10 protein-coding genes and 1 pseudogene are annotated in these 11,199 nt (G+C 42.7%); all 11 read right to left on the bottom strand.

Translation table 11 applies throughout. The annotated features are described in order from the left end of the window. Nucleotides 1-617 precede the first annotated feature (617 nt). Nucleotides 618-1,223 (bottom strand): hypothetical protein, encoded by a 606-nt coding sequence (locus F453_RS0113810; protein WP_018968534.1) that lies wholly within the window; start codon nucleotides 1,221-1,223, stop codon nucleotides 618-620. 1,066 nt (nucleotides 1,224-2,289) lie between these two features. After that, nucleotides 2,290-2,892 (bottom strand): DUF8188 family protein, encoded by a 603-nt coding sequence (locus F453_RS0113825; protein ID WP_018968537.1) that lies wholly within the window; start codon nucleotides 2,890-2,892, stop codon nucleotides 2,290-2,292. Nucleotides 2,893-3,247: 355 nt separating this feature from the next. Beyond that, complete coding sequence (locus tag F453_RS0113830; RefSeq protein ID WP_018968538.1) at nucleotides 3,248-3,850, bottom strand: DUF8188 family protein; 603 nt, start codon at nucleotides 3,848-3,850, stop codon at nucleotides 3,248-3,250. A gap of 8 nt (nucleotides 3,851-3,858) precedes the next feature. After that, entirely contained in the window at nucleotides 3,859-4,632 is a 774-nt protein-coding gene (locus F453_RS0113835) for a DUF4280 domain-containing protein (protein ID WP_244869427.1), read from the bottom strand. 323 nt (nucleotides 4,633-4,955) lie between these two features. Next, on the bottom strand, nucleotides 4,956-5,687 hold the full coding sequence (locus F453_RS0113840; protein ID WP_018968540.1) for an ankyrin repeat domain-containing protein: 732 nt from the start codon (nucleotides 5,685-5,687) through the stop codon (nucleotides 4,956-4,958). A 66-nt stretch (nucleotides 5,688-5,753) separates the two neighbouring features. Next, the gene (locus tag F453_RS0113845) at nucleotides 5,754-7,106 is read right to left on the bottom strand and encodes a Tle-like phospholipase domain-containing protein (RefSeq protein WP_244869428.1); all 1,353 of its coding nucleotides are present in this window, start codon (nucleotides 7,104-7,106) and stop codon (nucleotides 5,754-5,756) included. 11 nt (nucleotides 7,107-7,117) lie between these two features. Next, nucleotides 7,118-7,240, bottom strand: a pseudogene (locus tag F453_RS16545) (IS30 family transposase); the annotation flags it as partial. Nucleotides 7,241-7,420: 180 nt separating this feature from the next. After that, nucleotides 7,421-8,095, bottom strand: a complete 675-nt coding sequence (locus F453_RS0113855) for a DUF8188 family protein (protein ID WP_018968543.1) — start codon at nucleotides 8,093-8,095, stop codon at nucleotides 7,421-7,423. Nucleotides 8,096-8,101: 6 nt separating this feature from the next. Further along, a complete protein-coding gene (locus F453_RS0113860) occupies nucleotides 8,102-9,328 on the bottom strand; it encodes a hypothetical protein (RefSeq protein WP_018968544.1) in 1,227 nt (408 codons plus the stop codon). A gap of 4 nt (nucleotides 9,329-9,332) precedes the next feature. After that, nucleotides 9,333-10,232: a hypothetical protein gene (locus F453_RS0113865; RefSeq protein ID WP_018968545.1), complete on the bottom strand. Its 900-nt coding sequence runs from the start codon at nucleotides 10,230-10,232 to the stop codon at nucleotides 9,333-9,335. 10 nt (nucleotides 10,233-10,242) lie between these two features. After that, on the bottom strand, nucleotides 10,243-11,199 hold a 957-nt coding region (locus tag F453_RS15890; RefSeq protein ID WP_018968546.1), incomplete at its 5' end, for a phage baseplate assembly protein V.

An 11,199-nucleotide genomic window follows, 5' to 3' on the forward strand; every position in this document is an offset into this window, starting at 1 on the left:
AAGGACATGACAACCTAAATACAACATAAGGATTTTTCTTGTCAACCAAAGGAGTATTTAACAACGAAAAGTGTCAACTAATCTCAGTACACTACAAACTCATCGGTACAACACGACTTGTAGTGGGGCTACAAGCCCTTTGTAGTCACGCTACAAGTCTCTTGTAGTCATGCTACAAGCCTTTTGTAGTGAGGCTACAAAAGACTTGTACTGACCCATGTTGCTCAATGCTTAAACCCAAATCGGCTATTAGTGCCAATACAGATCTTGTTCGGTTGCTGGTCAGATTGTCTATTGTCATGTCGAAAGCTTAACGGGCTATGTCGAGAGAGGACGACAGGCAAGATGCCGACAAGCAAACAAAAGATGACAGTAAGCCATATAATCAATATAAAATGACGGATAAACGGTCTTATGACCGATAGGAGTTAAAGGTTATTACCTACAACACCTGATCTATTTTTCTATAACTTAGCCATTTTGTTTATTTGTTAAGTTTGGATGTCGTTGCTGTTCTCATAGGGAGAAACACGCGATATTGGCTGGTTTCCTTTAGCCATCGTTGCATTAATGCGCGAAAAGATAGGGATGCGGGTATGGGCATTGTATACACCGCTTTACTTGAGATGCCGTGTACGCACTTCTTTCTTCTTCTCATTCTTCTTTGGATACCAGATGCTGTCGTCTTTAAATTTGGTTTTCACGCCACCTATATTTTGAAAGATAAGTGAACCATCTCGGGCATCTATGCTATAGACAATAGGCGTACCATTCTTATCGAGAAAACGCAACATATAATGTGGGAATGCTGTCGGACTTCTACTCATCAATGCCCATTGGGGCTTTTTATACAGGTCCACATCATACTTCTCTTTCACCCAATTTACCACATCGTCTTTGGAGTAGTTGAAAGGAGCATCGGTATTTTTTGTTTCTATCAGATTCCCTCGCCTGTCGTATCGATTTATTGGTCCTACATACATGTCGTAGAATCTAGCTAATGTTAACGCTACAGTAAGACTATCCTTGTAATAGAGTATTCGATATTCCGTGGCACAACTGTCTGGACATATTATTTTATGGTATAAGCTATCACCATAATCTATGATCCTTACCGTAGAATTCATGTCATGATACTCTAGTTCCCCATTCTTCTGGTTAAATTCAAAGTAATGTTTGTTAAACTTATAACCAAACATCGCAACGATTATGTCATTGTTCATATTACAGAGTATTAAAAAGAATATAAGTTTAGCCATATAGTTTATTTATTACGGTTGGGTGCAGTTGCTGTTCTGTTGGTAGGTTTCTTTGCGGAATTACGTATCCCTTTAAAACAAGATTGGAAACATTCACTCACAATGTTGCTACCTTTATTTGGCCAAACCAAAATACTAAAAGCATCACAATGAGTACAACCAAATTTAAGATTCTAAATCCTTTTACGATACTTTCCTTTGAGCCTACTATGCCATATAGGGGTTTCAAGCCACCGCCCGTATTCGTATTGACATACGCCAAGACATCAAAGAAGAAGTCGAGAATAACGATAGAAGCATTTGTCATTGTAATAAAACCCAACGATGCACAGACCCTCAGGTCAAAACCTTCAATAGGTGGGTCAACCTGCATACCCCACTGCCATACCCCAAGTATATGCAGTATCAAGTAAAAAGGAGAGAGACAGAAAAACGTAGAAAGATATATTACCAACAAGACATGAGCTAAAGCCTGAACAATAATATGTTACCAGACTCGGAATAAGTATCACTAGTACGATAATTCGGATGGGAATACCGCGCCACTCGAATAAAGAGCCTACTTTAAAATTATAGTTTAATCTCATAGATTCCTACTTTTAATTGTGCATCTGCTTCAAGGTGTAGAGTCAACCACTAGGTTGGCAATTACATAAGTAGAATTGATTTTCATTGCGTTATTTATGTTACGTTGGCTACGATACCCATAAAGGACTCATTAATTGTTTCGTTGTTTTGAACTGAACTATTCGTTTTCTTCGCGTTGTCCTTCGCCATATCAATATACTTTGCTTCTTGCACATTAGAACAGCCATCTATCAGATAGTTCAATATGGGTGTTGTAACATTCAACACTAGTCCGTTTAAAAGAGTCTTGGAAGCCGCGTTTCTGTTTGAAACTGCCCTTTGATGGTTCTTTGCAGCTTGTTTGGTGCCCTCTAACGTTACCGGCAACATCACGCCTTACGCCCTATACAATATTTACAATTGTAACTTTTATGTCTGTCGCCCCACTGTTTTATAACACTCTTCACTCTTCTTTCCCTTTAAATAATCTGTCAAATTCATCCTCGGGCAGGAAATATGCGAGGTATTGCTCAACAAATTTCCGCGTGGAATTATAATCTATTATGCAGGGACTAGAAGAGGAATCCCAGGGACCTATCGTCAGTTGGTTGTTGTACAAGTGGGTGGCCTTGATAAAGAATATCGGCATCGGTAATTTCTTCGTACCATACTTCGCGTCGTTCCACTGAGTAATATTCGCATAAGCAAAGATTGTAGGCTGTTCGCTATATAAAAATCCTCGTGAAGGTTCTTCAAGGTCGATTTCCCCAAATGTATCGATGTCACTGAACGACACGATAGCCAGATACTTTTTATACTCGGCGGAATAGAAGATAAATTGATAACAGTTTCTACGACCTTTCTTGCCAAAACGAAAGCTGTAAAACACCCTTTTCCTTTCATTCTTTTTGGGTATCGTTAACTTAATAACCTTCGACTGCTTTAAGTATGTGTCAACATAATCATACGCATCGGTATTACCTCGATAGAACAGGTAGGTGATTATATAAAAGAGCACTGGCACAGCCACAAGGTTGGACCAGACGTAAGTGGAATTGATTTTCATTGCGTTATTTATATTGCGTTGGCTACGATACCCATAAAGGACTCATTTGTTGTTTCGTTGTCTTGTTCCGAACCATTCTTTCGTCTGCGTTGTCCTTCCCCATATCAATATACTTTGCTTCTTGAACATTAGAATAGTCATCTATCAAATAGTTCAATATGGCAGTTGAAATATTCAACGCTAGTCCGTTTAAATGAGTCTTGAAAGCCGCGTTCCTGGTCCAAACGGCCCTTTGATGGTTCTCTGCGGCTTGGGTAGTGGCTCTAACGTTACCGGCAACATCGTGTCTTACGCCGTATACAATATTTGCAGCTGTAACATTTATGTCTGTCGCCTCACTGTTTTATAACACTCTTCACTCTGCTTTCCCTTTAAATAATCTGTCAAATTCATCCTCGGGCAGGAAATATGCGAGGTATTGCTCAACAAATTTCCGCGTAGAGTTATGATCTATAATGTAGGGATTAGGAAGGGGTACCCTAGGACCTATCGTCAGTTGGTTGTTGTACAAGTGAGTGGCCTTGATAAAGAATATTGGCATCGGTAAATTCTTCGTACCATACTTCGCGTCGTTCCACTGAGTAATATTGGCATAAGCAAAGATTGTAGGCTGATCTCTATAGAAAGATCTTCGAGAAGGCCTTTCAAGGTCTATTTCGCCATAGGTATCGATGCCACCAAACGACACGATGGCCAGATACTTTTTATGCTCGGCGGAGTAGAAGATAAATTGATAGTAGTTTCTACTACCTTTCTTGCCAAAACGAAAGCTGTAACGCCCCCATTGATCATCGTATTTTTTGGGGATAGTCGCCTTAATTACTTTCGACCGGCTTAAGTATGTGTCGACATAATCGTACGCATCGGTGTTACCCCGATAAAACAGATAGGTGATTATGGAAAAGAGCACTGGCACAACCACAAGGTTGGACCAGACGTAAGTGGAATTGATTTTCATTGCGTTATTTATATTACGTTGGCTACGATACCTATAAAGGACTCATTTGTTATTTCGTTGTCTTGATCTGAACAACTCATTTTCTTCGCGTTGTTCTTCGCCATATCAATATACTTTGCTTCTTGCACATTAGAATAGTCATCTATCAAATAGTTCAATATGGCAGTTGTAATATTCAACGCTAGTCCGTTTAAAAGAGCCCTGAAAGCCGCGTTTCTGCTCCAAACGGCCCTTTGATGGTTCTTTGTAGCTTGGGTAGACTTATTCTTCAAATTCCCGTACCTGCTCTTCTCTATATTGTAAGCTTTCTGCGCCTTACTTTGTGTCTGCCTTGCTGCTGCCTGCTCGCGTCCTGGCTTGGCTGCTGTTTTCTGGACAGACTTCACCGTATTCTGATGTGCAGTCATCGTTTCCTTAGATGCACTTACGGCCTTGTTTGTCGCATCTACGGAAGCCTTAGCCTCTTTGGCAGATGTAGAGGCATTTATGCTACTAGCCACGTCTTCTTTTGCGCCGTATGCAATGCCGGTAGCGGTAGCTTTCTGGCCCAAGCCACTGTCATATTCGGAGAAACAATATATTCCCGCACTGATGCCCATCTCTACCAAGCCTACAGAGCCAGTTGCAGCAGTCGCCATGCCTATAAATACGCCCTGCACCGCTTGGCTGCCCATCTGCCACCAAAGCGCATTGGTGTTGCAAGAAGAAATGTATGCTGCCGCCTTAATGGCTGTCTTCTCGTTAAGGATAATCTCTATTTGCCCACCACGGGTACAATTCATATAAGATTGGTTCAACAATGCGGGGCGGCCCTCTATCATTACACCATTATGGGGAAGACTCCACTCGCAAGCCAGCGTTTCGTCACAATCGTGTTCCACAGCATAAGCTAGACCACTCCCAACAACAACTACTCCAGTGAAAACGAGGGCTGCCTTGGTCGCGAGCAAAGCAGCTGCGGCTACTAAAGTTTATTGGCACGAATAGGACGTCCTAACTCTGTCTCTTCTGCTTGTATCGCTTTGATGAGCAAAGATAGGTCGTGCCTACCTCATTAAGCTAGACCATTGAATCATTGCTAGTTATGAAACCAATCAAAGCGATCCTATTTTTTCACGTCCACACTATCATGTGCAGGCTTATACGGGAAATTTACGCCGATACTCTTCAGGCGGGCAACCAATTTCTTGAAGTCTTCATCATCGTAATTTCCATTGCCACTATCAATAAAGTCTTGAACCCAAAAAGCAACATTAGCTTCTCCCTCAAACACACCAACACCTCCTGTCTTCATAGGGTCAGCTCCTTTATCCCACAACCACAATACCATCTCCCATTTACTTACAATACTTTGTTTTGTTATTACGGTTTCCTTGGAACGATTAAACTGATTAATGTCCGCACCATGTCCCAAAAGATATTCTATTTTTCTCCTGTCATTATATAATGCCGCTGCAAAAATAGGTAGTTGGGCACGATTGTCATTAGGATTGGCGCCATGCTTAAGCAACAATTTAACATATTCAAGGCCATATTGATCATAGCATACCCGCTCTAGAGGAAGCATCGGTATAACCTCATCTGGAGTTGACTCCCAAAAGTAGGAAACGAAATTAGGATCGGCACCATTCTCCAGAAGAAATTCGGTCATCTTATAATTATCTTTCCATATAGCATAAAGCAAATAGGACATGCCGTGTTCACCCATGGAGTTTACGTTCCAGCCATGCCGCATCATTTCAAGTAATTTGTCTTTGTCTTGATTATGAATGGCTTCGATAATCGGATACTCTTTATCGCTGAAAAAATGCTTATAAGGGGCTTCGTTGTTAAACATATTACATGAAGTTAAGATGAAAGATAATAATGCTGCTAATATTCTCATTGTGGGGGCCTCGTTGTTTTAAAGTTTATTGGCACGAATAGGACGCCCTAACTCTGCCTCTTCAGCTTGTATCGCTTTGAGGAGCAAAGGTAGGTCGTGCCCCCTTTCAAAGCTAAAGCTATCCATCGTATGCAGCATAATCCGTTCTCCTGCCGCCTTTGGCATAAGGGAAAGGTTATTGCTTGCCATGTTTAGGAAATCTTGGTTGGAATAGTAGGTGTGTACCTTTGACGTATCTGGATGCTGTACCCCATACTTCTCATATGTGTTGGGATGTACTCCTGCCGGGCAGAAGGCGTAAGTCTTGCACCCTGTAGCAGCACCACCAGCGGTAGCCAAGCCGCCACCAAGGGAGTGTCCCGTAATGGTCAGTTGCTTACCTTTCTTTGCAGCTCCTTTCTTTACTTTCCTAGCTAAATCTATAGACTTCTCATATTGTTCACTCCCCATGCCTACCCCTTGTTGTATATTTTCGTCTGTCCATTCTTTACTCCAGTCGTGCACCAAATCATTTTCAGGATGGTTTGGGTCGCTATATGTCCCACGATAAGCAAGAACATAGTTTCCCTGCTCATCTTTATATACATCAGCTTTGAAACCTGTAGAAGGGTCATTTAACTCTGTCAGATCTATGATACCTAAGTCGGTTGCCAATTCTTCGTCGCTAAGTTTTTCATACCCGTCAAGCTTTTCACTTCTGAGCATGTCTTGTTGTTCTTTGCTTAGACCTTCCAGGGCTTTGTCCATATTATAATCCTTTTCGGGCTTTTCCTTATTCGTACGGTTATAGGCAAAGTAGCTTAGGCAGAGCATTTTCACCGCCTCAGAGAAATCTGGCTTGATGATGGTAATCAATCCGCCTTGTACGCACACGAGTTGGGCCCCTTCAAGCAAGGCCCGTTGCCCCTTGATCTTTACCTTCGGATGGACCTTGCTCCAAAATGACAACTTGGTATATGAAGCGCACATGTTGGGAACAAACACTTTGAGAAGCATTTCTGACACTTTTCCCCTTAAGAATGAATATGTGCTGGCAAAGCCCGCCACAGCTCCAGCTAATAAACCCAACTTGGCAGACGTTATCTTGTTCACTTCTCCTGACAACTTCGCGAGGACAGAAGACCCATTCTCGGTCTTCTTCCGCTCGTCTACCGAAGCCCTTAGGTAGCCAACAATGGCCCCGCCCAATGCCCCTACGACAGAACCGAGTAGACAAGCCGACATAAAGGGTATGTGTATGTTGGTAAGCACTGTTGAAAGAACACTGATATAGCCTAGGGGCTTATAGCAACCATAACACGCACCCATCCTGTCGTTCTCCGTAGCAAGCAATTTGCCATTATTGCGACGAACACAATCTTGGCTAGTCACCTTTATGAGAACCTGATGAGCTTGTTTGTATTTTCAACCGCTCCTTTCTGCCATGAGGCATAAGGGGCGGCAAAGTACACGACGTACTTCAACCCATCGGTGTCACCGATGTTGAAAAGATATTCACAACCGTTATACAGCAGTGAGGCCAAAATAAAAAAACCGATGGCTCGCAAAACGCCACTGGGACAGGATCCTATAGTAAAACTATAGCCAACCATTTATCTTTGTTCATTTCCCCTAATTTAATGAATAAGCAGCAAAAACAATACTCAGACCCTTCTTTGCAAATTTATCTCCTGCCGATTACAATGTCATTTCTTCCCGAATAACCTCACCAGTTCGTCTTCGTCAATGATACGTGTAAGATACTCCGTTACGAACAAGCGATTCGCCTCAGCAGTGACGTCGTCTTGAACATCGAAGTAAGGGATTGACTTTGTAGAGCGGTCATAAGGGGTGCCGTCATCATTAAATTTGCAATTGACCTCACCCGAAACAAACTTGTGCCAGAATACAGGGACAGGATTATCTTTCGTTCCGTATTTAGGATCATTTAACTGAGTCTTATTCACATGAACCATAAAGACATTGCCGGGATTGAAGTACGACTTTATTCTCCCTGCTCCCAAGTCACCTCCTCGCTTCTCCTTATCGAAGAAATCGACACCCTCAAACATATAAAATGATATATATCTTTTTAGTGAATCACTATAAAAAGTTTTCGTGTAACAACATTTCTTGTGCCTATATCTGTCATGGTAGTTATTAAATTTAGACCATCTCAGACCGTCACCGTGAGGAATACTGATGGAAATAAGCTTGGAATCCTTTATATAAGTATCTACATACTTTAACCCGTCGGTGTTACCAGTGTTGAAAAGATATTCACAGGCGTTATACAGCAGTGGGGCCAAAATGAAAAAACCGATGGCTCTCCAAATACCACCAGAATAAGACGCCATAAATAACAATTTGCCTTTATTCATTTGTCATTAATTTAATGAATAGGTGGTAATAGGTCCACCTGCCTTTCTCCTGTCCTTATTAATCGTCTCTTGCAGTTTTGTTATCATGCCTCGTTCTGTAAATTCAATCTCTTTATCATAAGCTTCTGCTATTTTCATGGCAGCAATTCCGCCAAGAACACCTAAGCCTATCTTAGCAATATTCGATGCAAATTTTTTCCAACCCTTACTTGCTTCTTGAGCACGCTTTGCAGAAATTCTATCAACATTTTGTTTTTGTATCAAAGCATGTTTTGCAGCGGCTTTCGTGTTTTTCTCTGCGGCTTTCTGAGCTAAACGTTCATATCCCTTTTTCTGTGCAACTAGGTCTTTAGAAGCATTTTTCACAGCCTCGTATGAAGGCTTTGCATCTTTAATCGTTTCTCTACCCCCATTAAGTACACCTGCGCCTATCTGCAACTCACCCGAATGTTCTACACCCCAATTGTCATTGTATTTTTCATCCTTGTACATTTCTTTATGATGTGGCTTTGCAACAAACCATTCATAGAAATGAAAGCTACTAGATATAGCCAGTGATAGAGGATTCAGCCCACAAGTTGCTCCACTGACCATTCCTTGCCAAAATTCACTCTCACGCTTTTTTGAGATAACATCTTTATTGGCGGTTGTCAACATACTGGCAGCCTCTTGCGCAATGGCATCATCCATGATAATCGTAATCAAGCCTCCTTGCGGGCATTCCAGCAAGGAACGGTCAACAATCACATAATTGCCTTTCACCTTTATGTTCCGATGGTATGCATCCCATGTCATGCTAGATACAACATCACAGTCGTGTTCCAGTCTATAGCCATAATATTTCTCCGTTCCCACAAGTGTTGCCGTTGCAATGATAGCTGTCCATTTCAAACTTTCCGCAACAAGAAAACTGACTGTTCCCATAGCAAGTGCACCAAGTCCTCCTGTTCCAAGAATAAGAACTCCTATTGCTACCACGACCAATACCGCCGCAGCTAGGCCAAGTACCAGGCCTAACATGTTACTCCAGATGCCCAAACGAAAACTTTTGGTCAGCCTACATTCAAAACATGCTGATATCTTGGTGTCTCTATAAGTCATAATAGGTGCGGGGCAATCTGCGCGGTATTGTTCAAAACGTGGTTGTTCTATACATCCTATTTTACGAGGGACACCGCATGTCATGTTCGTACAGACAATGTTCGTTCCCAAATATACAATTTCAAAGGCCATATTCCTATTCTATTTTTCTTAATTTGCAAAGTATCGTTAAGTCAACATTGTTTACCACCTCTTCAATTAGGCGTACTTCAGCTTCTTCAATAAGTCGTTCTGCCTCATTTACAGTTTCACGGATGTTGAAAGATGGCCGGTACTGCGTAAACTTATATTGGATAGTCGGTTTGAATTGCTCATCATAGAATCGAACAATGTCTGATGACGAAGACACGTTTTCATCCACACTCCCGTCCCTTTCATAAACAACTTTATTGGGAGATTCCTGATATATTTTAGGAGTCATAGTCATTGGGAATGAGATTCCCTTAAACAATTGAGAGGGAAAAGTTATGGAATAAGGTCCATTATACTCTTGCTTCCCCACGAGATAGTGATCGAAAACAAGCATGTAAAACATCTTACAGCCCATTTCCGCCTTCATCGCTTCCTGATCAAGAATCAACTTGTCCTGCGTTTCGAGAAACTGTTGAACTGCTTCTTGAGTAGCATTTGACCTTAGGAACTTGTATTTATCCCTGAAATGTTCTTTATACCCTTCCCATGTCTCAATAACTTCTTTGTGGTTTACTATTTCGCCAATATGGCCAGTATTCATATCCACATTTATAACAGCCTTACATTTTATCTTCTCAAGATCTACGACCATGTCCATCCCTGCTTGATATTGCGTTGGAAAAACAGAAGCGATATTATCATCGATACTAAATGCAAGCTGCATGATGTCGTGTCGAGAATTATAGACCTTTTCAACAGTATAATCTGTTTTCAGCCTATTAGTACTGACAGGCATACCATTCACCTTCATAGCAACGGTCTGTTCGTTTCTGTATCGGACTTGTTGAAGATCAACATATTCCTTTCCTTTAATTTTCTCTTTCAGTTCTTCCCAATATCCCATAGTTAGAGTTTTAATTGATATTAACAGGTTTTCCTTTAATCGTTACGGCCTCACCCTCAATTGTGGTCACTCCGTTCACCTCGTTCTTTTTCCCAATAATCTTATTATTATCTCCATCAAGTTCTATACTTGTACTTTTGATGGTTACCTTGTCGTTGGTAATGGTAAGTACACTGCTTCCGACAGTTAGTCTGATTTTAGTCTTTCCCGACAGGTCGATGTTTCCGTCCTTATCCATTTTCAACACACTGGCGTCTTCGCCTACGTTTGTACACGAACAGGAACCTGCATTCAAGCAGTGACTTCCTCCACCATCAAAATTCATATTTACACCACCCTTGTCGTGCAGTGTTAGACTTCCCTCCGCATCATTGAGGGTAAGAGAACAACCACTGCGCGTACTGATACTCTTGCAACAGTTGTCTTCTCCTCCTCCCTTACCTGTCCTACCGTTGAACAGGCTGCCCATGACATATGGCCTGTTGGGGTCGCCGTGCCGGAAACCCACAAGCACGTGGTCGCCAACCTCAGGGATGAACACGAAGCCGCGGTTCGTCGACACGCTCTCGCTGCCGCCGCCGTCGGGCGTCATCACGCGTATCCAACCCGTGCGCATGTTGCCCGTCTGCCAATTCATCTGGACCTGGACGCGACCCTTGCCGTCGGGGTCGGCGTTGCCGATGACCCTAGCCACCTGCGTCTCGGCAACAGAACGACCCACGTCGCGAACGGGAAGGCTACGGGCAACCGAAGGTATCGCACGGAAGCTGTTGCCGTAGAAGCGGTCGTCGCCGACATCGTGCGTGACGTCGATGACCAGGAACTCGCCCATCGAGGCGTCGGCCACGCTGCCGATGCGCGTGCCGAACGAGCAGGAGAGCTTGACCACGCTCCCCACCGACAGCCAGACGCCCTTGGTGGAGCACTCCACGTAATGCGACTCGGCCGTCTCCGCCTCCTGCTTCTT

The organism is Hoylesella loescheii DSM 19665 = JCM 12249 = ATCC 15930 (assembly GCF_000378085.1).
Taxonomy (GTDB): Bacteria; Bacteroidota; Bacteroidia; order Bacteroidales; family Bacteroidaceae; genus Prevotella; species Prevotella loescheii.

Coding starts and splice junctions, on each gene's coding strand:
- F453_RS0113810 (WP_018968534.1), bottom strand. CDS start 1,223: ATGAACAATGACATAATCGTTGCGATGTTTGGTTATAAGTTTAACAAA.
- F453_RS0113825 (WP_018968537.1), bottom strand. CDS start 2,892: ATGAAAATCAATTCCACTTACGTCTGGTCCAACCTTGTGGCTGTGCCA.
- F453_RS0113830 (WP_018968538.1), bottom strand. CDS start 3,850: ATGAAAATCAATTCCACTTACGTCTGGTCCAACCTTGTGGTTGTGCCA.
- F453_RS0113835 (WP_244869427.1), bottom strand. CDS start 4,632: ATGAATTGTACCCGTGGTGGGCAAATAGAGATTATCCTTAACGAGAAG.
- F453_RS0113840 (WP_018968540.1), bottom strand. CDS start 5,687: ATGTTTAACAACGAAGCCCCTTATAAGCATTTTTTCAGCGATAAAGAG.
- F453_RS0113855 (WP_018968543.1), bottom strand. CDS start 8,095: ATGAATAAAGGCAAATTGTTATTTATGGCGTCTTATTCTGGTGGTATT.
- F453_RS0113860 (WP_018968544.1), bottom strand. CDS start 9,328: ATGGCCTTTGAAATTGTATATTTGGGAACGAACATTGTCTGTACGAAC.
- F453_RS0113865 (WP_018968545.1), bottom strand. CDS start 10,232: ATGGGATATTGGGAAGAACTGAAAGAGAAAATTAAAGGAAAGGAATAT.